The sequence below is a fragment of the Paraburkholderia hospita genome (assembly GCF_002902965.1).
Classification (GTDB): Bacteria; Pseudomonadota; Gammaproteobacteria; order Burkholderiales; family Burkholderiaceae; genus Paraburkholderia; species Paraburkholderia hospita.
This window is the reverse complement of record NZ_CP026105.1, coordinates 3,074,291-3,098,101: the sequence shown is the minus strand read 5'-3', so window position 1 is coordinate 3,098,101 and position 23,811 is coordinate 3,074,291. Positions and strand designations below refer to the sequence as shown.

Sequence of the window (23,811 nt, the reverse complement as noted above, 5' to 3'; positions counted from 1 at the left end):
ACTGGTTCCGCAACCCGTCGACGGGCGAAACGTTCGGGCTCGGCTATGACTTCAAGGTCGCCGCGTCGCAAGCGCGTCGTCAATGCCGAGCTGGAGCGATGCAAAGGCGACACGGGCCTGATGCAGCGGGTGTTCGGCGCCGACATGACGTTCGCGAGCTGGTGCGATCGCTATGCCGACGTTTATGCGGAGCGCCAGAACAGCCCAAAGAGCGAGCAGATCCTGCGCGGCCATCTCAAAATCATCAAGGCCGCGCCGTTCGCCAGCAAGCCGGTGCCGCAGGTCGAGCCGAAGGAGATTGGCGAGTGGCTGAAGGCGAACACGGCAGCCGTCAGCGCATCGCACACGTCGCGGCTGCGCAGCCGCCTGATCGACATGCTCAACGAAGCGATCGCCGAGGGACTGATCAAACCCGGCAAGAAACCGGTCATCGCGCTGCGCAATCCAAAGAGCGAAGTCGCGCGCGACCGGTTTACGCTGGACGAATTCCTGTCGATCGTCGAGCACGCGAAGAAGCAGCCGGAAAACGTGTGGGCTGCGCGCGCGTTCATGCTGGCCCTGATCACAGGCCAGCGCCGCGAGGACGTCAAGGGTATGGAGTTCAACGACGTCAAGGACGGCTTCCTCTGGGTCGAGGAGCGAAAGAGCCAAGGGCGTACAAAGCTGAAGATCCCGGTGACGATCGGCCTGAAGGCGCTCGGCGGTCTGACGATCGAGGACGTCATCCGCGAGTGCCGCGACGACATCGTCTCGAAGCACATGATTCACCACGTGCGGCACAAGGGCACGGCGAAGCCAGGACACAGCCCGAAGCTCGGCAGCTTCTCGACCATGTTCGCGACATACCGTGACGCGGCGAAGGTCGCAGTGCCGGAAGGCAAAACGCCGCCGACGTTCCACGAGATCCGGTCACTAGCCGCACGCCTGTACGGCGACGAGTTCGGCGCCGAGTTCGCTCAGGCTCTGCTCGGCCACAAGACCCCCAGATGACGGCGCTATACCGCGACAGCCGCGGTCGCGAACGGGATGAGGTCAAGGTGAATTCCGCCTGAACTTTGGTTTATCGCGGATTACCTTGGCATCGGAAAACATTCCAAGGAATAGTTTGTGGGATTCACTAGCTAGACTAGCAGGTTGCGGAAATACCTCGCGCGGAAGTCATCGCGACGGATAGTAAAAGCGTTGATGTGAGAAGCTCACCCGTCCCTCAGGAGATCATGCGCGGCGCCGACACGTTCACCGAAAGTCTGTTTTCTGTGCGGAAGCTGGACGATTTCGTTCCGGGCTTGCATCCGCTGCGCTCGATTCGCATCATGGCGAATGAGGCGCTGGCGAAGATGGACCGGTTGTTTGCCGGAATGTATGAGGCTGACATCAAGGGCGGCCGCCCGAGCATCGCGCCGGAGAAACTGCTGCGGGCCATGCTGCTGCAGGTGATTTACAGCATCCGGTCCGAGCGCCAGCTCATGGAGCAAACGCAATACAACCTGCTTTTTCGATGGTTTATCGGTCTATCGATGGACGATTCGGTGTGGGTGCCGACGGTGTTCACGAAGAACCGCGAGCGTCTGATCCACCACGATGCGGTGGTCGAATTCTTCAATGAAGTGCTGTCCATCGCGCAGAAGAAGAACTGGTTGTCGGGCGAGCACTTTCAGCGTAAAAACGGCACGCTGATCCAGGCGTGGGCGGGACACAAGAGCTTTGTGCGCAGGACGGTGACGACAGGGATAACGACGCTGGTAGCGGCGAGGGCGACCTTAAGGGCAGCAAGCGGAGCAACGAGACGCACGAGTCGACGACCGATCCCGACGCACGGCTTTACCGCAAGGGCAAGACGGCCAGCGAACTGCGTTTCATGGGTCACACGCTGACCGACAACCGCCATGGGCTAGTGGTCAACGCCCGCGTGAGTTGTGCATGACGGACATGCCGAACGTGAAGCGGCCAAGGTCATGATCTTCGAATTCTAGAGAGTCGTTTCTTCTTTGACACTCGCGGTGAGAATCGACCGACCAACAGACTTCGCACCGTCGGTCGTCATTCAATTCGATCTCTCCTCGCGCTCAACACAGAAGAAAAACTTCGTTACCACTTTCACGGTCTTCGGCGTGTGATCAAGCAGTGTCTGTCAGATTCTGCGCCTTAGCATGAGCTTGTCGAAGTTGTGAATGCACTATGTGAGGCTGTAAGCGAGCTGGGCCAAGCGATACCGCGCTACGCCATTCGTTTCTGATCTTGCCATTGGAAGCATTCGCCGGCGTTGTACTGCTAAGGCTTGCCGCGACCGTTGAGCATCATTCCCATTTCGCTTTGTGTGGTCCACTTTAGGAGAAGTGCGTGTTAGTTTTTCGAAGCGATTTGCCGACGCTTTGCCGACGCGAACGGGAGGTCCGCAAGAAGATCGTGCGGTATTGGGCGGGGCAGATTGTGGTGGCGTATGGGCAGGCCGGGCTGGCCATGCCGGTGGAGGACCCAGCGGCAACGGTAAGACGAGACGCGATACGAAAGCTGTACTAAGACATACAAAGGTACCGTCGGCTTGATTTTGGGCGCACTATATTCGTTGACGCCGTCACTCTTTAATCAGATTGCGCATTCTTATCGAAAGCGAAATCATGCTCGCCGCGGTCGACGTCACATGGGATGCTGTACATCAAAACGAGGCACAATCAAATATGTTTGCTTTGAACGCACTGTCGTCTCGGGCTGTCCAAATTGCTGCTCGAGGTAGTTTGCCGGACGATATCGGTGTTTGGCATGTACCCCTGCGCTTCACAGGGAACTGCGCTTCCGATATGCCATTTCTCGATGCAGAGGAGCGGGCAAAAGCCACACGCTTTCGCAATACGGCGGATCAGGTTCGTTTTTCCTTGACACGCTCTGTATTACGGGAGTTGCTGGGAGTTTTTTTGGGAATCGATCCGGTTCAGGTGAAGATCCGTACGACCAGCCGCGGAAAGCCAGAGCTTGCGTCCTCCATACGCGGAAGACTGCTGTTCAACGTGTCTCACTCTGGAGCTCATGCTCTGATCGCGATATCGCGCAAACGTGTGGTTGGTGTTGATATTGAGCTTGTTGACAAGGCCATCGCATGGCGTGAACTGGCAACACTCGTTTGTACGCCGGGCGAGCGTAAGATGATAGAAGTCTCAATGCCGGACACGCAACATGAGGAATTTTATCGTTGCTGGACGGCCAAAGAGGCTTTGCTGAAGGCGCTGGGTCTGGGAATCACTGAAAATCTGCTGGCATTGACTATCGATCTGCGTGCGGTCGAGCGAACATCACTCTCACCGCAAGTAGCCGCCGAAGCGCATGCTCTCGATGCGCTACGGGCTATGAAGTGCTGCTGGATTCGGGATATTCCCGACTATTCTGCATGCCTCGCCTACGAGACGGACATGTGAGCATTCCACTCCAATGTCGAATCATTCCGGTGAGATTTTAATTGCGATAGTTATCAGAGCGCCTTCATTCTGGCACGGGTGTCGCAGATGAAAGCCATCGGATATCGATCGACTTCCGCAACGAACTTCTCGCGAAGGACTGGCTGGACGCCAGACGCGTGGCTGAAAGTGCGAGCGTTCCGCCCAGCAACAAGCCGGATCAATACGCCGAGCATTTACGCTCGATCGGAGCAATGTTAGCCGTGGGTAAGCGCCCGAGCGCGCTTACCGCTATCCAGACCTTCAGTTCAATTCTCACGGCGCGCTGCGCGCCGAAGTCCAAGATCTGTCGAAGCTGTTGCCCAGTCACGCGGAGGATCGTGGCGGGCGGCGGCGTGCATTCTGGCTCAACTCTCCACGTGCACTGCTCGACGGCGAGACGCCGGCCCACGTTTTTTGTGCATGATACGCAGAGGGTCTTGGACGCTGCAAGGAATGAGTTCGTCGAGCCTAACGAATGCCGGTAAGGACGGACCCTGTATCAAGCTACGCAACAACTGCGGGTGTCAGGTGGCGATGGCAGCCCATCAGACGATTAGCGGAGGGAAGATATTACGATCATTCGCGCCCGGTTTGCACACGCAGGTGAAAATCTTGAGGCGCACAGGGCGGAATGTCTAACCATGGACGGGGCGGCCGTCTCGATCGATAGTAGTCGCGGAGTCGGCGCTGAAATTTGTAGCAGAAGGCCTATTCTGCGTCAAAGTTGCCTTCAACCATCGTGAGATGCGAACCCTCCTGACGGCTTAGAACAAGCTTGTTTTGCTTGATACTCACTGTGAACTTCGCCTGCTCGGCAACAAAGGTGAGTGGAAACAGACTACCGTTCTTAACCGTGATCAGCTTTCCGTCACAGGCCGGCGTCCAGCCGGCAGCGCAGCCTTGCGAAAAGAGAACGTCTTCAGGATGAGCGGTCTGGTTGTTTGTACAATTGGTTTCGACCATACCGTCGTCGCGAAACCTGATCCAGTAGGCTTCCTCGATGCCGCCTTCGTAAGATGCCTTCTTCCCGGTCTTGGCTTCCGCCGCAATTAAGCGAACAGAATAGGGCGGCACTTTCTCTTGCGTAACGGTTCTTGCCTCATACTGCGCCTTATGCAGATACCATTGCCGCCCGGTTAGTTGAGACAGTGGGGACATCGGCGATTGTCCGCCGCGGATGCGCTTGTCAACCTCTAGGCTAGGGCGCGCGCCGCGTACGACACGAGAGGAGCGTTTTTTCGTTCCGGGGGGCATGTGCAAGGTAGCGGGCAAATTCGAGGTTTCTTGAAAGCAGGCGACCGATGAAGAGCTGCGCTGAACCGTGGTTTGCCGAACCGGTCGCACGAACGATGTCGTCGAGACGGTCACGAACAAACTGCTCGAGCGCTGCTGGCTCCGGATAGCGTATCGTCAGCTCTCGGCAAAGCGCGTCGGAATCTGCCTCGTGCTGTGGCCCCGTTTGCACCTCGAGCGGCCACGTGTGAGCTCCCCAGATATCCATCAGAACCCGTACTGTGCGTGTCTCGATGTCGCGATCAAGGCGCTCGATGATCCGATACGCAGTGGGGTGCGTGCGATCGGGGCCGTAGCCAAGGTCCCGACGCGGGTAGTGCGAAACGTTGCGTGGGGAAGAAGATGTCGACAACGGGCCAATGCTCGCGCCGGACGTGGGTGCTATTTGCGTGGCCAGTCCGTTTGCCAGGGATTCCCCTAATGCAACGATTGTCTGAGTCGCCCGACGCACTTGGGCGGCGAAAGGCAGGATTGCAAGCGGGCGAAGGTCAACCGAAGTCGGCCCGTGGATGTAGGTAGATTGATGTTTTAAAAGGAGATTATTCCGATTCGTCGGAGTTCTGCTGCGGTGCAAGGTTCAAACTTAAGTGAACGAAGTTCAAAGTTGAGTGCATCTCGACAATTGATCCGACTCCCCTTCTTGAATTTATAACCCCTCGTCCATATAATTAGCACTCACCGCACGAGAGTGCTAACAACTCCGCTGGTTGGCGGCGCCAGCCGGCATACCTCAGCGTTCTTCAGTCCCTATCAAGAGAGGATCTATCCATGAACCTTCGTCCTTTGCATGATCGCGTGATCGTCAAGCGTCTGGATCAGGAAACCAAGACCGCGTCGGGCATCGTGATCCCCGAAGCCGCAGCAGAAAAGCCGGATCAAGGCGAAATCCTGGCAGTCGGCCCGGGCAAGCGTGACGACAAGGGCGCCCTGATCGCGCTTGACGTCAAGATCGGCGATCGCGTCCTGTTCGGCAAGTACGCAGGCCAGACCGTCAAGGTCGACGGCAACGAACTGCTGGTGATGCGCGAAGAAGACATCATGGCCGTTGTCAACAAGTAATCACTTGTCCCGGTTCATTCTCAAGAATTCAAGGAGTTAGAAGATGGCAGCTAAAGACGTCGTGTTCGGCGATTCCGCCCGTGCCAAGATGGTTGAAGGCGTGAACATTCTCGCCAACGCAGTGAAGGTCACGCTGGGTCCGAAGGGCCGTAACGTTGTTCTCGAACGCAGCTTCGGCGGCCCGACGGTCACGAAGGACGGTGTTTCCGTCGCGAAGGAAATCGAGCTGAAGGACAAGCTCCAGAACATGGGCGCGCAAATGGTCAAGGAAGTTGCTTCCAAGACCAGCGACAACGCCGGTGACGGTACGACGACGGCAACGGTTCTGGCCCAGTCGATCGTTCGCGAAGGCATGAAGTACGTCGCATCGGGCATGAACCCGATGGACCTGAAGCGCGGCATCGACAAGGCCGTCACAGCCGCAATCGAAGAACTGCGCAAGATCAGCAAGCCCTGCACGACCAACAAGGAAATCGCACAGGTCGGCGCGATCTCGGCGAACAGCGACACGTCGATCGGCGATCGCATCGCTGAAGCGATGGACAAGGTCGGCAAGGAAGGCGTCATCACCGTCGAAGACGGCAAGTCGTTGCAAGACGAGCTGGACGTTGTCGAAGGCATGCAATTCGACCGCGGCTACCTGTCGCCGTACTTCATCAACAACCCGGACAAGCAAGTCGCCGTTCTCGAAAACCCGTTCGTGCTGCTGCACGACAAGAAGGTGTCGAACATCCGTGATCTGCTGCCGATTCTGGAACAGGTCGCGAAGGCTGGCCGTCCGCTGCTGATCATCGCTGAAGACGTCGAAGGCGAAGCGCTGGCTACGTTGGTCGTCAACAACATCCGCGGCATTCTGAAGACGGTTGCTGTCAAGGCTCCGGGCTTTGGCGACCGTCGCAAGGCGATGCTGGAAGACATCGCGATCCTGACGGGTGGTCAGGTCATCGCTGAAGAAACCGGCCTGACGCTCGAAAAGGCAACGCTGAACGAACTGGGTCAAGCGAAGCGTATCGAAGTGGGCAAGGAAAACACGACGATCATCGACGGCGCAGGCGAAGCAGCAACCATCGAAGCGCGCGTGAAGCAGGTTCGCACGCAAATCGAAGAAGCGACGTCGGACTACGACCGTGAAAAGCTGCAAGAGCGCGTGGCCAAGCTGGCTGGCGGCGTTGCAGTGATCAAGGTTGGTGCAGCGACCGAAGTCGAAATGAAGGAAAAGAAGGCACGTGTCGAAGACGCACTGCACGCAACGCGCGCAGCTGTGGAAGAAGGCATCGTGGCTGGCGGCGGCGTCGCGCTGATCCGCGCACGCAGCGCAATCGGCAGCGTGAAGGGCGACAACGCTGACCAGGACGCAGGTATCAAGATCGTTCTGCGCGCAATGGAAGAGCCGCTGCGCCAGATCGTCACGAACGGCGGCGAAGAAGCCAGCGTCGTGGTGGCAGCAGTTGCAGCCGGCACGGGCAACTACGGCTACAACGCAGCAACGGGCGAGTATGGTGATCTGGTGGAAGCCGGTGTCGTCGACCCGACCAAGGTGACGCGTACGGCACTGCAGAACGCAGCTTCGGTTGCTGGCCTGCTGCTGACGACGGACGCAGCTGTCTGCGAACTGCCGAAGGAAGACGCACCGATGGGTGGTGGCATGCCCGGCGGTATGGGCGGCATGGGCATGGACATGTAATTTCCAGGTAGCTGGAATGCATGTGGGAAGCGCGCCGCGAGGTGCGCTTCTCGCGCCAAAAGAAAAACCCGCAGAGATGCGGGTTTTTCTTTTGGTCCTTCAGGTTTAGCTAGCGGGCATGCACGCGAAGCGCTCAGCGTTGCAGCAGAAAGTGTTGGCGCAAATGATCTAGCACACGTGACACGCTATCCGCTTCTGTCAGCGTGGTCGTATCGACAAGCAAGTCAGGGTTCGGCGGAGGTTCATACGGTGCCGTCACGCCAGTGAACGAAGTGATGGTTCCCGCCTGGGCCTTCGCATACAGCCCTTTGGGATCACGCTTCGCGCAATCGTTTGCTGAAGCGGACACATAAGTCTCGACAAAACTGTCGGTTCCGATGATGCCGCGGGCCATTGCTCTGTCTTCACCCATCGGCGAGATCAACGCGGCGATCACGATCAGCCCCGCGTCGTTCATCAATTGCGCGACGTGCGCGACCCGGCGGATGTTCTCTCGCCGGTCTTCCTTCGAAAAGCTGAGATCGCTTGTCAGGCCGTGGCGGACGTTGTCGCCGTCGAGCACGTAGCACGCGTGTCCCATCGACATGAGTTCGCGCTCCAGTCGGAACGCGATCGTCGATTTGCCGGCGCCGGACAAGCCCGTGAGCCATACGGTAACGGGCCTGTGTCCGAGCATCAATGCGCGGTCGCGGCCGGTGATGGTGCCGTTGAAGCGTTGTACAAAAGGCTGAATGCGCTCGACGGACGGGCGGCCGTCCTGCTCATCGCGAGCGACGCGACCATTTGGCGCGCTGTTTTGGGCGCATCGGGCACGCGGCTCGGAAACGACGGCCGCGGCGCTGGGGTGAAGGTCTTCCAATTCGGATTGTCCGTATGTTTCCGTCAGGGGATCGACAGTTTGCCGTTTGGCCTGCCTTGGCGACTGGTGTCGAACGAGGCCTCAACGGGCAGCGGTAATTATTTACAATCCGTAATTGTAGTATCTAAGAAATGGGACTGTGTAACAGATAATTACTGCTGTAATATGTGATTTGCGAATTAATGCTTGACTGGAATGATTCTCGTTGTTCCGCGTAACGTCGCGTGCGCCGCGGAATTTAGTGCCGCGCCTCACCCGGCGACGCGTCCGACCCGCCGCCCAGGGGCACCTCATCATCGCTGCTTCTCGCCCAGAAGAAGCGATCCGGAAGATAAGCCCCCATTCCCGGCCGAAACGCAGCCTGCATCGCCTGGAACAGATACTCCTGCGCTTCGCGGACCGCCTCGGCCGGTTCCTGGCCATTAGCCAGCAATGCGGCAATCGCGGCGCCGAGCGTATCGGTGATGCCCATGATCCGTTGCTGCCCACGGTCCCACATGTCCTGCCGCAACTGGCCGTCTTCGCTGAACAGCGTGTTGACGAGCCGATGCGTGCCCGTTTCCGTCGACAGGATGTATTCGCAACCCTGCGACAGCAGATGTGAGATCGCGGCGTCGAGGCTCGGCGCTTCGGCATCGCCGTCCGGCTGCGCGAGCGCTAGCAGGGCAGTCGTATCCGCGACGAGCAGCGTGGTTTGCGGCGCGAGCAGATCAGCGATGGCTTCGCGCAGCTCGTCGGCGGCGAGCACATGCTCGTCGTCGAGCGTGAAGTCAGGTGCGAGGATGAGCGGGATGTCGTCGTAATCGGCGACTACTTCGGCGATCGCGCTGACCACTTCCGCGCGCGTGGCGGCGCCGACCTTGAAGGCGGCGATGGGCATATCCTCGAGCAGCATCCTCGCCTGGGTCGCGACGACTTCAGGGTCGAGCCCGGTGACCTCGTCGCAGCTCGCCGAGTCGCGCACCGTGTAGCCGGTCAGCACGGACACGCCGTGGCAACCCATGCTGGCAAGCGTCATCAGGTCGGCTTGCAATCCGGCGCCGCCCGTCGGGTCGGACAGGCCGAAGGTGAGAACGATCGGAGGGGTGTTGCTGGCCATGAAATTTTTGTGGTCGATGAGCGAAATGTTCGTGGGCTACAACCGGCGCGAGACGCGCCCGCGATGCCCACACAGACGGCTCAATTATGCGGCCTTATACGCGTGCGAGGCATTTTTTCGCATCTGCCGGCGGGTCCGGCCACACATAACGCTGCAAACTGTCGCGGACGACCGCTCGGACCCCGCATCCGCTAGGCATCGGGGCGGCAACACGGTACCATCATGGCTCCCGTTTCCCCGGACTTTTCGACGCGACTCAAGAATGGAATATAAGAGCTGGATGTGCCTGATCTGCGGCTGGATCTACGACGAAGAAGCCGGTCTGCCAGAGGAAGGAATCGCGCCGGGCACGCGCTGGGAAGATGTTCCCATCAATTGGACCTGTCCCGAGTGCGGTGCGCGCAAGGAAGACTTCGAGATGGTGCAGATCTGATCGATCCACCTTGCCGGTGGCGGGCTATCCTTGCCCGCCACGCAAGGTCGATCGATTCGAAATGAATCGATTGCGCGCGCGATGGAACACCGGCGCGCATGCGCTGTCGCAAGATAACGCGTCACGGAGCTTTGCTCGCGATTTATCACGGTGGTCTGACAGGTGCTGTTTCGTGAGCATGGCGCTTTTAGCATCGCGATGTTGCGAACTTGAGCGGTGTCGTCTGCGTCATGTCGTAACCTGAAAAAGCGGCACCATTTCGGGGCTATGCGTTCGGTGGCCCGGCAATTGCACTACTTTCGCCATAGTGGCAGTTCCGGTGGCGCAGTATCGATGCCGCCTGACCACGCCGGCGTTCCTGCAGCCTGCTCATGACCCTTCGATCCGCATCGCCCGATACGCTCGACGCTTTACCGAATCCCCGCGGCGGCGCCGTCCGCCCCGCGGAGCAGGCCATTGCCGACGCGCTTGACGCGTTCGAGCAGCGGCGCGACATGACCGCGCAACTGCTGATCGCCGGGCGCGCGTTACGCGACGCAGGCTGGCTCGCCGCGCACCGTTTCACTGATGCATTGCTGCTCGTCTCGCCGATGGCTGCAAGCGGTCTCGCCGAAGAGGCGGCCGCGCGCGCTACGTTCGGCGCGGCGTTGCGCGCCTTCCGTGCGGCGCTCGAACGACGCAATCTACGCGAGCTTGGCTGCTCGGGCTCGCTTTTCGCGCATTACTGCGCGCTCAGCACGCATATCGCGCAGCACACGCCCGGCTACAGCGTCACGTTCGAAGACATCGCGCTCGCTGGCCGGCCCGTTCCACCCGTTTCGCTGCGTTCGCAATCGGCTGCGCGCCTGGCGCACCTGCGGGCGCGCTACGAGCAGGCGCTGCTGCCCGTGCTGCGCTCGAAGGGCCATGTCAGCACGAGCGCGGTGGCGGGCGCAGTCAATGCAGCGCTCGATGATCTCGGCGCATGTCTAGTCGATCTGTCCGGTCCCGATCCCTACGATTTCTGGCGTCTCGCCTTGGCGTGTTCGCGCGCGTTGCGCGCGACCGGGCGTTCTGTCGAAGACGTCGACACGCGGCGCTTCTATGCGCGTTGCAACATGGCGCTCGCCGATGAAGAGCGCGGGATTCCGCTTGCGCCGCGCTCGCTCGTGCGCGCGACGCTCGCGCTGTTGTGGCGCGACTATGCGCTATTCGGCGCAGCCGCCGAAGATACCGAGCACGTCGAATTGCTGCGCGACTACGGTCTGACGGTCGACTGGCATATCGCGGGCACGCAGGCATCGGAAGCGCTGTGGGAAGCGGGCGCGCACCAGGCCGAGACGCTGGCGGCGCATGTCGCGATGACGCGCGAACTCGGCGTGCTGACGGTCAATGCCAACGCGTACGAAGACTTTTTGCAAACCGCCGACGCCGCGATCGCTGCGCTCACGGATTACGCGCGCGCCGCCGACAATCCGCAGAAAGCCGACCCCAGCGCCGCGCTGCAGGCGGGCGATGCGGCCTATCGTCTGGGCGCGGCAGCATCGGCACTCGGGCTCGGCCAGGTCGCGCTGCTCGCCGATGCATTGGGTCTTGCGTGGCGCCGCCGGGCGCACGCCGGCGTGTCGACACCTGCCGTGCGCGCTCACATCGTTGTCGAAGCGCCCGACGCGCGTTCGCTCGAAGCCGCCGCCGAGGCGTTGCGTGCGATGCTGCACAAGGTTGCGGCGGGCGTCGCGCCTCAGTCCGCGACGAACGCGCTGGCTGCGCTCACGCGCGCCATCGAACAGGGCGGCGGCGCATAGCGAGCCGTCTGGATGCAGGAGACGGCGCAAGACCTCGGCGCTATGCCATTAGCTGCGCGATAGCGCACGCTCGTCGTTCCCGGCAAGGCCGGAGCGCGTGATAGAGTGCAGTTTCATGGACTGCGATCTCGTCGGCCGCGCGTTTGCAGACAGCTTGCCCGCAAAGACCGGCGAACAGCCCGTTGCACGATTCTGGCGCAACGCACGGGCCCGCAGTCGCGCACCGTCTTTGCTAAAATTCGACCTATGTCCAAGAGTAACGATCGCATCAATCTGACCAACCAGTTCCTGATCGCCATGCCGAACATGGCCGACCCCACGTTTTCAGGAACGGTGGTCTACCTTTGCGATCACAGCGAGCGCGGCGCGCTCGGCCTCGTCATCAACCGGCCGACCGATATCGACCTCCAGGCGCTCTTCAACCGTATCGATCTCAAGCTTGAGATCGAGCCTTTGCTGCATGTCCCCGTGTATTTCGGCGGCCCGGTGCAAACCGAGCGCGGCTTCGTGCTGCATGACGCTACGGAAAGCACCTATACATCGTCGATGCAGGTGCCGGGCGGACTCGAAATGACCACGTCGAAAGACGTGCTCGAAGCTGTCGCGAGCGGCAAGGGCCCGCAGCGTTTTCTGCTGACGCTCGGCCATGCCGGGTGGGGCGCCGGCCAGCTGGAAGATGAAATCTCGAAGAACGGCTGGCTCACGGTTCAGGCCGATCCGAAGATCGTGTTCGACGTGCCCGCCGAAGACCGCTTCGAAGCGGCGCTCGCGCTGCTCGGTATTTCCTCCTCGATGCTGTCCGGCGAAGCAGGCCACGCTTGACTGCTCCTCTCCTTGAAGGAGAGGATTCCCACTTCATAGAGCCCAGCCCATGTCTCAAAGAGACAAGGGACTTACAGCCTCTCCATGGGCTGATACCGCCAGTCCGGCGGCCAAGATATTGCGCGCAGCGTTGATGTCGCGATCATGGATGGCTTGGCATTCAGGACAAGTCCATGTGCGAACACTCAGTGGCATGCTGGCAACAGTGTGCCCGCAATCCGAGCAGCGCCTCGAGCTGGGATACCAGCGGTCGATGCCGATCAGTGAGCGCCCATACCACTGCGCCTTGTATTCAAGTTGTGTGACAAATGCGGACCACGATGCATCCGAGATCGACTTCGCCACACAACGATTCCTTTTCATGTTTCGCACGGACAAGCTTTCGACGGCGATGACTTGGTTTTCGTTTATCAGCCGGGTCGAGAGTTTGTGCAGGAAGTCCCTGCGGGAATCTACTATCCTCGCGTGCATGCGTGCGACTTTAAGCTTCGCCTTCCTGCGATTGGCCGAGCCTTTTTGCTTCTTCGCGAGGCGCCTTTGCAACTTCGCCAGCTTCGCTTCGTTTTTCCGGAGCGCGTTTGACGCGGCGATCTTTTCCCCCGTAGACAGAATCGCAAAGTGCGTAAGTCCAAGATCGATACCGATCTTCCCTGTTGCATTCGGACGTGGAGTCACTACGTCGTCGCACAGCATGGAAACATGGTATCGGCCGGCCACGTCTTTCGACACGGTTATGGTCGTTACCTTTGCACCTTTAGGAATTGTGCGCGACCAGCGAATCGCAAGTGGCGCATCCATCTTGGCAAGCCTTAGCTGACTGCCATCCCACCTAAAGGCGCTTGTCGTGTATTCAGCCGATTGCGTGCCGTCCTTGCGTCGGAAGGTCGGGTGCTTCGCGCGTTTCGCGAAAAAATTCGCGAAGGCCGTTTGAAGATGCCTTAGCGCCTGCTGGACTGGGACTGAACTTACCTCGTTCAGCCAGGCATGCTGCTCAGTCTTCTTGAGCTCGGTCAGCGCAGCGGAGGTCTCGTGATAACCCATGCGCTCCTGACGCTCAAACCAGGCGTCAGTGCGTTGCCGGAGCATGTAGTTGTAAGCGAATCGCGCGCATCCAAACGTCCGGGCAAGAATCACTTCCTGCTCGGGCGTTGGGTAGAACCGAAATCGGTAAGCGCGCTTAACGTTCATGGTTCACACAATAGTATGTATTTGTGTGAGAAACAATGAGGCCACTAACTTGCTGCTGTATTCGTTACACTCCTGCCTTGAACGAGGGGATTACTGGGAGCAACGTTCAATGAGGAGTCTGGGAGGAAGCGCAGCGACGCTGCTCGCGTTCGACTATGGCGAAAAACGTATCGGTGTTGCCGTCGGCAATTCGCTCACCCGCAGCGCGCGGCCGCTCGTCGTGCTGCAAAACCGCAATCGCGAATATCGCTTCGAAGCCGTCGGCAAGCTGATCGACGAATGGAAGCCCGACGCGCTCGTCGTCGGCCTGCCGATGCATCCCGATGGCACTCCGCACGAAAGAACCCAGCTCGCCAAGCGCTTCGGCAACCAGCTGAACGGGCGCTTCAATCTGCCTGTCACGTGGGTCGACGAACGCTATTCGTCGGTCGAGGCGGAAGCGGGTATCCGCAGTGGGTCGAGGCAAGCCGGCATGCTTGACGCCGAAGCCGCGTCCATCATTCTTCAGCAATATCTGGACGGACTTTCCGATGAGCTCCATTGACGCTGAGGCGCTCTATCGCGCCTTGCTCGAACAGATTCGCGCCATCTACGGTGACGCGCTGGGTGGCCCGGACGGCGCGGTGCTCGCTGGCATCTATAGTGGCGGCGCGTGGCTGGCCGAGCGTCTCGCCAAAGACCTGAACGTGCCGACCTTCGGCGTCGTCAATGTCGCACTGCATCGTGACGACTACGCGAAGAAAGGCTTGCACACGCAGGCCAGCCCGACCTCGTTGCCGTTCGAAGTCGACAACCGCCGCATCGTGCTCGTCGACGACGTGCTGTACACGGGCCGGACCGTGCGCGCTGCGTTGAACGAACTGTACGACTACGGGCGTCCCGCGTCCGTCGAACTTGCGGTGCTCGCCGATCGCGGCGGGCGCGAGCTGCCGGTGACGGCGCGCTTCGTCGGCGGCACGATCGAAGTGCCGGCGAATTCGACGCTCGTGCTGTCGCGCGACGGCGATCGCCTCGCGTTTCACACCGAGCCGCGTGCGGATTGAGCGCGTGCGCAACGCTCGCTCAGCCCCGAAACGCAGTAACGACCAGCGGCACAAGCAGTCCCTAGTCTGATTCAGGAACACCCATGAACACGCCCAACCCGGTTTCCCAAGGTTCCACCGTTTCGACCGATAACGCCGCGCCAGCGGACCGTTTTCGCTACGGTTTCCTGAAGGGCAATCCGCAGCTCACGAAGAACGGCGAACTGAAGCATCTGCTGACGATCGAAGGCCTGCCGCGCGCGATCGTCAATCACATTCTCGACACGGCCGAGCAGTTCGTTAGCGTAACCGACCGCGAGGTGAAGAAGGTGCCGCTGTTGCGCGGCAAGTCGGTGTTCAACCTGTTCTTCGAGAACTCGACGCGCACGCGCACCACCTTCGAGATCGCCGCGAAGCGACTGTCGGCGGATGTGATCAATCTGAACATCAACGCATCGTCGACGAGCAAGGGCGAGTCGCTGCTCGACACGATCAACAACCTGTCGGCGATGCATGCCGACATGTTCGTCGTGCGTCACGCGTCGAGCGGCGCGCCGTATCTGATCGCCGAGCATTGCGCGCCGCACGTGCACGTGATCAACGCGGGCGACGGCCGGCACGCGCACCCGACGCAAGGCCTGCTCGACATGTACACGATCCGTCACTACAAGAAGGATTTCACGAATCTGCGTGTGGCGATCGTCGGCGACATTCTGCATTCGCGCGTTGCGCGCTCCGATATTCACGCGCTCACCACGCTCGGCGTGCCCGAAGTGCGTGCGATCGGCCCGCGCACGCTGCTGCCGGGCGGTCTCGAGCAGATGGGCGTGCGTGTATTCCACAACCTCGACGAAGGGCTGAAGGACGTCGACGTCATCATCATGCTGCGTCTGCAGAACGAGCGGATGAGCGGCGCGTTGCTGCCATCAGCGCAGGAGTACTTCAAGAGCTGGGGGCTGACGCCCGAGCGTCTCGCGCTCGCGAAACCCGACGCAATCGTGATGCATCCGGGGCCGATGAACCGCGGCGTCGAAATCGACTCGCAGGTGGCGGACGGGCCGCAGTCGGTGATTCTCAATCAGGTGACGTTCGGCATCGCGGTGCGCATGGCGGTGATGGGCATCGTCGCGGGCAACAACGATTGATCTGCGCACGAATCGGGCATACGAATCGGGCAATGAAAGACAGGCAGTCACAAAAGGCAGCGCATGAAGACTCATATTCAAGGCGGTACGCTGATCGATCCGGCAGCCGGCACCGAACAGCAGCAGGACGTTTTTATCGCGGAAGGAAAGATCGTCGCGCTCGGCACCGCACCCGCGGATTTCCAGGCGGCGAAGACGATCGACGCCACTGGCCTGTCGATCGCGCCGGGCCTGGTTGATCTGGCCGCGCGGCTGCGCGAGCCGGGCTACGAACACAAGGCGACGCTGAACTCGGAAATGGCAGCCGCACTCGCGGGCGGAGTGACGAGCCTCGTCTGCCTGCCGGATACCGATCCGGTACTCGACGAACCCGGCCTCGTCGAAATGCTCAAGTTCCGCGCGCGCAATTTGAACCAGGCGCACGTGTATCCGCTCGGCGCGCTGACGGTCGGCCTCAAGGGGCAGGTCATCACCGAGATGGTCGCGCTGACGGAGTCGGGCTGCGTTGGCTTCTCGCAGGCCGATACGCCGATCATCGATACGCAGGTGCTGCTGCGTGCGCTGCAGTACGCGAACACGTACGGCTACACCGTCTGGCTGCGTCCGCAGGATGCGTATCTGGCGAAGGGCGGGGTCGCGGCGAGCGGTCCGCTCGCGTCGCGCCTCGGTCTGTCGGGCGTGCCCGTGTCGGCGGAAACGATCGCGCTGCATACGATCTTCGAACTCGTGCGCGTGACGGGCGCGCGCGTGCACCTGTCGCATCTGTCGTCGGGCGCGGGCGTCGAACTCATGCGCGTGGCGAAGGCGGAAGGCTTGCCCGTGACCTGCGACGTCACGATCAATCACGTGCATCTGATTGACATCGACATCGGCTATTTCGATGCGCAATTCCGGCTCGATCCACCGCTGCGCTCGCAGCGCGATCGCGAGGCGATTCGCGCGGGCCTGCTGGACGGCACGATCGACGCGATCTGCTCGGATCACACGCCCGTCGACGACGACGAAAAGCTGCTGCCGTTCGCTGAGGCGACGCCGGGCGCGACGGGGCTCGAACTGCTGCTGTCGCTCACGGTGAAGTGGGCCGACGAAGCGGGCGTTCCGCTCGCGAAGGCGCTAAACCGCATCACGGCCGCGCCCGCTGGCGTGTTGAAGCTGCCTGCTGGCCGCATCGAGGCCGGCGCGACGGCCGACCTGTGCGTGTTCGACCGTAACGGCCATTGGCGCGTCGAGCCGCGCGCGCTGAAGAGCCAGGGGCACAACACGCCGTTCCTCGGCTATGAGCTGCCGGCTCGCGTGCGAGCGACGGTCGTGTCCGGCCAGGTCGCGTTCGAGCAGCGCTAAGCGCGTTTGGCATCGGCAAAGAATTGGAAAATAAGCGGAAGCTCTCAACATGACGCTCGCGTTTCGCAAGGTTCGGCTGGTTTTGCATCTACTGCACGGCATGTGGGTCGTCTGGACGCGTTTCCCGCGCGCGACGCCACGACAGCGTCTGGAGATGAATCGCGCGTGGTCGCTGCGCATGCTGCAGTTGTGCGGCATGCGGCTCGTCGTTCACAACGATGGCGCGCGGCTCGATGAAGGCGTGCTGGTCGTCGCGAACCACATTTCGTGGATCGACATTTACGTGATCAATGCGTGGCGGCCCACGCCGTTCGTGTCGAAAGCGGAGGTCCGCAAGTGGCCCGTTGTCGGCTGGCTCGCGCAGCAACTGGGCACGGTGTTCATCCTGCGCGAGAGGCGTAGCGACGCGAAACGCATCATGCATGAGCTCGCTGATCGGCTGAATGCGGGCGAACTGATGTGCGTGTTCCCGGAGGGCACGACGTCCGACGGCGTTCAACTGCTGCCGTTTCACGCGAACATGTTTCAGGCGGCGGTGTCGGCGTCGCGGCCGGTCCAGCCCGTCTGCATGTTGTACGAGGATGCGCAGGGCCGTCAGTCGACTGCGCCGGCGTATATCGGCGAGCTGTCGCTTGGGGCGTCGCTCGATGCGCTGTTGCGCGGCGGTCCGCTGACGGCGCATGTGTATGTCGGCGCGCCGCTCGCGCCGGGCGCCGATCGGCGTTTGCTGGCGGCCGAGGCGCAGGCTTCCGTTGGCGCGGCGCTCGCCGCGCTGCAGGATCCCGAGGCGCGACGCTCCGGCCAGATCGCGGACCGGACGCAGCAGTTCATCGATGCCGAAGCGGCAGCGAAAAATCCGCAAGAGCCGCTGGCCGATCCGGACGTCGACATGACGCGCCACGCATAGCGCGTCAGTCAGCCTTGATTCTTCGCGTTCATGCGACGGCGCGGCAGCCTTCGCATTCCACCTGTGTGACCGTGCGTTCGGCGGGCGACTGCGCCAGCCGGACAGCCGACAACTGCTCGCCCCACACGCAGCCCGAATCGAGTCCGATCAGATTGTCGCGGACCATCAAGCCGAGCGCGGCCCAATGTCCGAAGACGACGGTAATGTCTTCGGTTTTGCGCCCCGGCACGTCGAACCACGGCATGAAACCCGACGGCGCGGAATTGACGCCGCCGCTCGATGAGAAGTCCATCACGCCATCGGTATTGCAAAAGCGCATCCGCGTGAGCGCGGTGCACGTCAGGCGCAACCGGTTGATGCCCTTGAGGCTCGGCTTCCAGCGGTTCGGCTCGTTGCCATACAGGCCCGCGAGCGTCTCTTTCCAGGTCGGCGCGCGCAACGCGCGTTGCAGCTCGTCGGCGAGATCCAGCGTCAGATCGACGTCCCATTGAGGCAGAACGCCCGCGTGCACAAGCAGCATGCCGTTCTCGTAATGAACGAGCGGACGATGGCGGATCCAGTGCAGCAGATCTTCGGCGTCGGGCGCGGCGAGGATCTCATCGATCGTGTCGCCTTTCTTGGACTTTCTGATTCCCGCCGACACCGACAGCAGATGCAGGTCGTGATTGCCCAGCACGGGCACCGCGCGATTTCCCAGCGCGATGATGTCGCGCAGCGTCGCAAGCGACTCGCCGCCGCGATTGATCAGGTCGCCCGCGAACCAGAGGGGCGCGTCGGCGGGCGGTGCAGCCTTCGCAAGAAGTTGCTGGAACTGGGTACGGCAGCCCTGCAGATCGCCGAAAGCGAGAGGAGGGGAGCTGGTGGAAACGGTCATCGGCAAGAAGTGGTGGTCCGAAGGGCGTGGCGGCGGGCGTGTGTGGCTGCCGCGATCCACCCGGAATTGAGTTCGAAGCTGCTGCAGGCAAGCTGCATTGCACAACGCGACATGATAGCGCGCGATCCCCGGTCCGTCCGACTCGGCGCACGTTGCTGGCGTCGCCGCGCCGTGTCGCCCGCCAAGCGTTGAATTATTTTGATTTTTTTCGGATTTTTGAATGATTTTCTGGCGGCCAAACTAGCCTTCCACGACCCCGGCGAATGAACGGGGCCGATTCATTCGTCCGATATAATCGGCCGCTGCCAGCGCGACAGGCGCTCAGATCAGGGAGGAAGGGATTTGCGGCATCCGTCTCAGCCAGTCATCCACCGCGTTCTCATCACGGGAGCGAGCGGTTTCACTGGTGCCTACGTGCGCGAAGAACTCGCCGACGCGGGCTATGAGGTCATCGGCACGACGGCTGGCGATCCGCAGGTCGGTGAGCGCACGCTCGACATCACTTCGCTGCAGGATTGCCGCCGCCTGATCGGCGAGCTGAAGCCTGAATTCATCGTGCATCTGGCGGCGATCAGCTTCGTCGCGCACGACGATCCGTTGGAAATGTACAACGTCAACGTGATCGGCACGACGAACCTGCTGCAGGCGTGCGTCGACGTCGGGCACGAGCCGCGCAAGATCCTGATTGCGAGCAGCGCGAATATCTACGGCAACGCGGAAGGGGTCGTCGACGAAAATGCGCCGGCTGCACCTGTTAATCACTACGCAGCGAGCAAGCTGGCGATGGAGCATCTGGTGCGGACGTGGTTCGACCGGCTGCCGATCGTTGTTACGCGGCCTTTCAACTACACGGGGCGCGGGCAGTCCGAGCGATTCCTGGTTCCAAAAATCGTTTCCCATTTTGTGCGGCGTCGACCGTTTATCGAGTTGGGAAATATCAACGTTGCGCGCGATTTTTCAGACGTGCGGATGGTGTCGCGGGCGTATCGGGCGCTGCTGGAAGCCCCTGTTGCGGGCGAAACGCTCAATGTTTGCAGCGGCAGTCCTCGGACCCTCACCGACATCATCGACATCGTGCGCGAGGCGTCCGGCCACGATCTGGAAGTGCGCGTAAATCCCGCCTTCGTCCGTCAAAATGAGGTCAAGGTGTTGGTTGGTTCGGCGAAACGGCTGAATCGCGTCGTCCCCGACATGCCGGCCATCGGCATTGAAGACACCATCGACTGGATGCTTTCTCTCGCCTGATTTACAAACTGTCTCGGTTTGTTAGTCCGCTGGTGTTTCTCATCGACACCTTTATAATGGCCGGTTACGTATCCACGTGCGCCCGTGTGACGCCCGGTCAGCTTTGCCGGCGGTTCCGACCGGTCAGGCAATAATTGCCAGGTCGCTGCCGCCCCAAGCACGCGGTCCACTCGGCCAAGAAAATCTCAAGAAGGAATCCCATGATCCTGGTAACGGGCGGTGCCGGCTTTATCGGCGCCAATTTCGTGCTTGAATGGTTGAACACCTCGGATGAGCCCGTCCTCAATCTGGACAAGCTCACCTATGCGGGCAATCTGGGCACGTTGAAATCGCAACAGGACAATCCTCGCCATGTGTTCGTGCGCGCCGACATCTGCGATCGCGCCACGCTGGACAAACTCTTCGCCGAACACAAGCCGCGCGCGGTGCTGCACTTTGCCGCCGAAAGCCACGTCGACCGCTCGATCCACGGGCCGGCGGACTTCGTTCAGACCAACGTGGTGGGTACCTTCACGTTGCTCGAAGCTGCAAGATCGTACTGGAACGCGCGGAACGATGCAGACAAGGCGGCATTCCGCTTCCTGCACGTATCGACGGATGAAGTGTTCGGCTCGCTTTCGGCGACCGATCCGCAATTCTCCGAAACGACGCCTTACGCGCCGAACAGCCCGTACTCGGCCACCAAGGCTGGCTCCGACCACCTCGTGCGTGCGTATCACCACACGTACGGCTTGCCCGTGTTGACGACCAACTGCTCGAACAACTACGGCCCTTACCAGTTCCCCGAAAAGCTCATCCCGCTGATGATCGCGAACGCGCTCGCGGGCAAGCCGCTTCCCGTGTACGGCGACGGTCAGAATGTGCGCGACTGGCTGTATGTCGGCGACCACTGCAGCGCAATCCGCGAAGTGCTCGCGCGCGGCGTGCCGGGCGAGACATACAATGTCGGCGGCTGGAACGAGAAGAAGAACCTCGAAGTCGTGCACACGCTGTGCGATCTTCTCGACGAGAAGCGTGCGAAGGCGCAGGGCTCCTATCGCGATCAGATCACTTATGTGACGGACCGTCCGGGCCACGACCGCCGTTATGCTATCGATGCGCGCAAGCTCGAGCGCGAGCTTGGCTGGAAGCCGGCCGAAACGTTCGAGACGGGTCTCGCGAAGACGGTGCAGTGGTATCTCGATAACCAGGAGTGGGTCGACGAGGTCGCTTCGGGCGAGTACCGTAAGTGGGTCGAAACGAACTACGCGCAACGCGCGTGAGGGCGGAGCGATGGCGCGCAAAGGCATTATTCTCGCGGGCGGATCCGGCACGCGGCTTTATCCGATCACGCACGTCGTGTCAAAGCAACTGCTTCCCGTGTACGACAAGCCGATGATCTATTACCCGCTGTCGACACTGATGATCGCGGGCATTCGCGACGTGCTGGTCATTTCGACGCCGGAAGACACGCCGCGCTTCGAAACGATGCTGGGCGACGGCAGCCAGTGGGGCATGAATATCGAGTACGCGGTGCAGCCGTCGCCGGATGGCCTTGCGCAGGCTTTCATCATTGGCCGTGAGTTCGTCGGCAACGATCCATCGGCGCTGATTCTCGGCGACAACATCTTCTACGGTCACGATCTCGCGAAGCAGCTGGAACGCGCCAATGCGCGCACCGACGGCGCGACCGTGTTTGCGTATCACGTGCACGATCCCGAGCGTTATGGCGTGGTCGAGTTCGACCAGCAATTCCACGCACTGTCGATCGAAGAAAAGCCCGCCAAACCGCGCTCGAACTATGCAGTGACGGGCCTGTACTTCTACGACAATCAAGTTTGCGATATTGCTGCCGATATCAAGCCTTCGGCTCGCGGCGAGCTTGAAATCACTGATGTGAACTCGCGCTATCTGTCCCAGCAGAAGCTGGACGTCGAGATCATGGGCCGTGGCTACGCGTGGCTCGACACGGGCACGCACGATTCGCTGATCGAGGCGGCTACGTTCATCGCGACGCTGCAAAAGCGCCAGGGGCTGGTGGTGGCGTGTCCGGAAGAGATCGCGTACCGCCGCCGATGGATCGACGACGAGCAATTGCAGAAGCTGGCGAAGCCGCTTGCCAAGAACGCGTACGGCCAATATTTGCTCAATCTTTCGAAGGACCAAGTTGCATGGCCATCACGGTAACCGCCACGGCGCTCCCTGAAGTCAAGATCATCGAGCCGAAGGTATTCGGCGATGCGCGCGGCTTCTTCTACGAAAGCTTCAACGCGAGCGAGTTCGCGGAGAAGGTGGATGGCAGTGTCCAGTTCGTGCAGGACAATCATTCGCGTTCTGCAAAGGGCGTGCTGCGTGGCCTGCACTATCAGATCGAGCATGCGCAGGGCAAGCTCGTGCGCGTCGTCGAGGGTGAGGTGTTCGATGTCGCAGTCGATATCCGCAGAAGTTCGCCAAACTTCGGCAAGTGGGTGGGCGTCGTCCTGTCCGCGGAAAACCAGCGACAGTTGTGGGTGCCGCCGGGTTTTGCACATGGCTTTTGCGTGACGTCAGAAAGCGCGGAGTTCCTCTATAAGACAACCGACTACTGGTTTCCCGAGCATGAGCGCAGCCTGCTGTGGAACGATCCGGCGCTTGGCATCGAGTGGCCTGTCGACGGCGCGCCGCAAGTCGCGGCGAAGGACGCAGCCGGGCGTCTGTTGAGTGAAGCCGAGGTGTACGCGTGAAAATTCTTTTGACGGGGCGAAACGGGCAGGTCGGCTGGGAACTCCGGCGCGCGCTGTCGCCGCTCGGCGACGTCATTGCGTGCGACCGCGAGCGCGCCGATCTGTCGAAGCCCGAGACCCTGGCGCAACTTGTCGCGGACGTGCAACCGCACGCGGTGGTGAACGCCGCAGCTTACACGGCAGTTGATAACGCGGAGACGGACGAGGTGCTTGCGCATCGCGTGAACGCGGAATCGGTCGGCGTTCTGGCGGAAGCCGCGCGCAAGCACGGCGCGCTGTTTTTGCACTATTCGACCGACTACGTGTTCGACGGCTCGGCCCGCGAACCCTACCGTGAAGACGCTGCGATTGCGCCGTTGAATGCTTACGGACGTACCAAGCTCGCCGGCGAGCAGGCCATCGAGGCCGCAGGTGGCGACTGGCTGACACTGCGTACTACGTGGGTCTACGCAACGCGTGGCCGCAACTTCCTGCGCACGATGCTGCGTCTCGCAGGCGAGCGGGAAACGCTGCGCATCGTCGCGGATCAGATCGGCACGCCGACACCGGCGCGCATGATCGCTGATCTGACGGTGCATGTCGTTGCGCAGGCTCAGCGTGAGCGCGCGGCGGGCAGTTTCAGTTCTGGCATTTATCACATGACGGCAGCGGGCGAGACGTCCTGGCATGGCTTTGCCTGTGCGATCGTCGATACTGCCCGAGCCTCCGGCAAAGTGCCCGTGCAAACGACGCGCGTGGAGCCGATTCCTTCCGACGCTTATCCGACACCGGCTCGTCGGCCCCAGTACTCGGTGCTCGACAACGGCGCTTTCGATCGGCGGTTCGGTTTGACCCGGGCGTGCTGGCAAGATGGCCTCGCCCTGGCACTCGACGATCTCTTCTCGCTTTAATCCGGCGTCACATTCGAATATGGACACCCCCTT

22 protein-coding genes and 1 pseudogene are annotated in these 23,811 nt (G+C 61.1%); 18 read left to right on the top strand and 5 right to left on the bottom strand.

From position 1 onward, the window contains the following. Positions 1–45 precede the first annotated feature (45 nt). The 3 genes and pseudogenes from C2L64_RS14100 (at position 46) to C2L64_RS14090 (ending at position 3,410) form a co-directional block, all read left to right on the top strand. Positions 46–990 carry a tyrosine-type recombinase/integrase gene (locus tag C2L64_RS14100; protein WP_158660514.1) on the top strand — a complete coding sequence of 315 codons (945 nt, stop codon included), beginning with the start codon at positions 46–48 and terminating at the stop codon, positions 988–990. Between the two features lie 227 nt (positions 991–1,217). Beyond that, a pseudogene (locus C2L64_RS14095) lies at positions 1,218–1,961 on the top strand (IS5 family transposase); the annotation flags it as partial. Positions 1,962–2,618: 657 nt separating this feature from the next. Continuing rightward, positions 2,619–3,410 carry a 4'-phosphopantetheinyl transferase family protein gene (locus C2L64_RS14090; RefSeq protein ID WP_090836418.1) on the top strand — a complete coding sequence of 264 codons (792 nt, stop codon included), beginning with the start codon at positions 2,619–2,621 and terminating at the stop codon, positions 3,408–3,410. 729 nt (positions 3,411–4,139) lie between these two features. Here the strand turns inward: C2L64_RS14090 and C2L64_RS14085 are convergent. Then, positions 4,140–4,799, bottom strand: coding sequence for a hypothetical protein (locus C2L64_RS14085; RefSeq protein ID WP_143055754.1), 660 nt, complete (start codon positions 4,797–4,799; stop codon positions 4,140–4,142). Between the two features lie 693 nt (positions 4,800–5,492). Between C2L64_RS14085 and C2L64_RS14075 the strand changes: the two genes are divergently transcribed. Next, the gene (locus C2L64_RS14075; RefSeq protein ID WP_090836412.1) at positions 5,493–5,783 is read left to right on the top strand and encodes a co-chaperone GroES; all 291 of its coding nucleotides are present in this window, start codon (positions 5,493–5,495) and stop codon (positions 5,781–5,783) included. A gap of 43 nt (positions 5,784–5,826) precedes the next feature. Beyond that, a complete protein-coding gene (gene groL / locus C2L64_RS14070) occupies positions 5,827–7,467 on the top strand; it encodes a chaperonin GroEL (protein ID WP_086909584.1) in 1,641 nt (546 codons plus the stop codon). Positions 7,468–7,600: 133 nt separating this feature from the next. On the opposite strand, the gene cysC is transcribed toward groL, so the two are convergent. Both cysC and C2L64_RS14060 read right to left on the bottom strand, forming a co-directional pair. Beyond that, a complete protein-coding gene (cysC, locus tag C2L64_RS14065) occupies positions 7,601–8,200 on the bottom strand; it encodes an adenylyl-sulfate kinase (protein WP_090836461.1) in 600 nt (199 codons plus the stop codon). A gap of 364 nt (positions 8,201–8,564) precedes the next feature. Further along, a complete protein-coding gene (locus C2L64_RS14060; RefSeq protein ID WP_007589089.1) occupies positions 8,565–9,425 on the bottom strand; it encodes a hydroxymethylpyrimidine/phosphomethylpyrimidine kinase in 861 nt (286 codons plus the stop codon). Between the two features lie 262 nt (positions 9,426–9,687). Between C2L64_RS14060 and C2L64_RS14055 the strand changes: the two genes are divergently transcribed. From C2L64_RS14055 to C2L64_RS14045, 3 genes are all read left to right on the top strand, one after another. Beyond that, the gene (locus tag C2L64_RS14055) at positions 9,688–9,858 is read left to right on the top strand and encodes a rubredoxin (RefSeq protein ID WP_004186709.1); all 171 of its coding nucleotides are present in this window, start codon (positions 9,688–9,690) and stop codon (positions 9,856–9,858) included. A gap of 371 nt (positions 9,859–10,229) precedes the next feature. Further along, positions 10,230–11,642 carry a hypothetical protein gene (locus C2L64_RS14050; protein ID WP_090836410.1) on the top strand — a complete coding sequence of 471 codons (1,413 nt, stop codon included), beginning with the start codon at positions 10,230–10,232 and terminating at the stop codon, positions 11,640–11,642. A 246-nt stretch (positions 11,643–11,888) separates the two neighbouring features. After that, positions 11,889–12,464: a YqgE/AlgH family protein gene (locus C2L64_RS14045; RefSeq protein ID WP_090836408.1), complete on the top strand. Its 576-nt coding sequence runs from the start codon at positions 11,889–11,891 to the stop codon at positions 12,462–12,464. Positions 12,465–12,518: 54 nt separating this feature from the next. Here the strand turns inward: C2L64_RS14045 and C2L64_RS14040 are convergent, their stop codons facing one another. Next, a complete protein-coding gene (locus tag C2L64_RS14040; protein ID WP_090836406.1) occupies positions 12,519–13,652 on the bottom strand; it encodes an RNA-guided endonuclease InsQ/TnpB family protein in 1,134 nt (377 codons plus the stop codon). 109 nt (positions 13,653–13,761) lie between these two features. On the opposite strand from C2L64_RS14040, the gene ruvX reads away from it, so the two are divergent. The 5 genes from ruvX (at position 13,762) to C2L64_RS14015 (ending at position 18,067) form a co-directional block, all read left to right on the top strand. Beyond that, on the top strand, positions 13,762–14,196 hold the full coding sequence (gene ruvX, locus C2L64_RS14035) for a Holliday junction resolvase RuvX (protein WP_090836405.1): 435 nt from the start codon (positions 13,762–13,764) through the stop codon (positions 14,194–14,196). Further along, positions 14,183–14,695 (top strand): bifunctional pyr operon transcriptional regulator/uracil phosphoribosyltransferase PyrR, encoded by a 513-nt coding sequence (gene pyrR / locus C2L64_RS14030; protein WP_090836403.1) that lies wholly within the window; start codon positions 14,183–14,185, stop codon positions 14,693–14,695. The genes ruvX and pyrR overlap by 14 nt, the downstream gene beginning before the upstream one ends. Positions 14,696–14,778: 83 nt before the next feature. Continuing rightward, positions 14,779–15,819 (top strand): aspartate carbamoyltransferase catalytic subunit, encoded by a 1,041-nt coding sequence (locus tag C2L64_RS14025; protein WP_090836401.1) that lies wholly within the window; start codon positions 14,779–14,781, stop codon positions 15,817–15,819. Between the two features lie 63 nt (positions 15,820–15,882). After that, a complete protein-coding gene (locus C2L64_RS14020; RefSeq protein ID WP_090836399.1) occupies positions 15,883–17,160 on the top strand; it encodes a dihydroorotase in 1,278 nt (425 codons plus the stop codon). Between the two features lie 49 nt (positions 17,161–17,209). After that, a complete protein-coding gene (locus C2L64_RS14015) occupies positions 17,210–18,067 on the top strand; it encodes a lysophospholipid acyltransferase family protein (RefSeq protein WP_090836397.1) in 858 nt (285 codons plus the stop codon). A gap of 28 nt (positions 18,068–18,095) precedes the next feature. Here C2L64_RS14015 and C2L64_RS14010 read toward each other — a convergent pair whose 3' ends face one another. Continuing rightward, the gene (locus C2L64_RS14010; RefSeq protein ID WP_090836395.1) at positions 18,096–18,941 is read right to left on the bottom strand and encodes a symmetrical bis(5'-nucleosyl)-tetraphosphatase; all 846 of its coding nucleotides are present in this window, start codon (positions 18,939–18,941) and stop codon (positions 18,096–18,098) included. Positions 18,942–19,283: 342 nt separating this feature from the next. Here C2L64_RS14010 and C2L64_RS14005 point away from each other — a divergent pair, with 342 nt between their 5' ends. From C2L64_RS14005 to rfbD, 5 genes are all read left to right on the top strand, one after another. Continuing rightward, positions 19,284–20,186 (top strand): GDP-mannose 4,6-dehydratase, encoded by a 903-nt coding sequence (locus C2L64_RS14005; protein WP_090836393.1) that lies wholly within the window; start codon positions 19,284–19,286, stop codon positions 20,184–20,186. A 200-nt stretch (positions 20,187–20,386) separates the two neighbouring features. Next, complete coding sequence (rfbB, locus tag C2L64_RS14000) at positions 20,387–21,448, top strand: dTDP-glucose 4,6-dehydratase (RefSeq protein ID WP_090836391.1); 1,062 nt, start codon at positions 20,387–20,389, stop codon at positions 21,446–21,448. Between the two features lie 10 nt (positions 21,449–21,458). Further along, entirely contained in the window at positions 21,459–22,352 is an 894-nt protein-coding gene (gene rfbA / locus C2L64_RS13995) for a glucose-1-phosphate thymidylyltransferase RfbA (protein ID WP_090836389.1), read from the top strand. Continuing rightward, positions 22,337–22,888, top strand: a complete 552-nt coding sequence (rfbC, locus tag C2L64_RS13990) for a dTDP-4-dehydrorhamnose 3,5-epimerase (protein ID WP_090836387.1) — start codon at positions 22,337–22,339, stop codon at positions 22,886–22,888. The genes rfbA and rfbC overlap by 16 nt, the downstream gene beginning before the upstream one ends. After that, positions 22,885–23,778, top strand: a complete 894-nt coding sequence (gene rfbD / locus C2L64_RS13985; RefSeq protein ID WP_090836385.1) for a dTDP-4-dehydrorhamnose reductase — start codon at positions 22,885–22,887, stop codon at positions 23,776–23,778. Before rfbC ends, rfbD begins: the two co-directional genes overlap by 4 nt. Positions 23,779–23,811 lie beyond the last annotated feature (33 nt).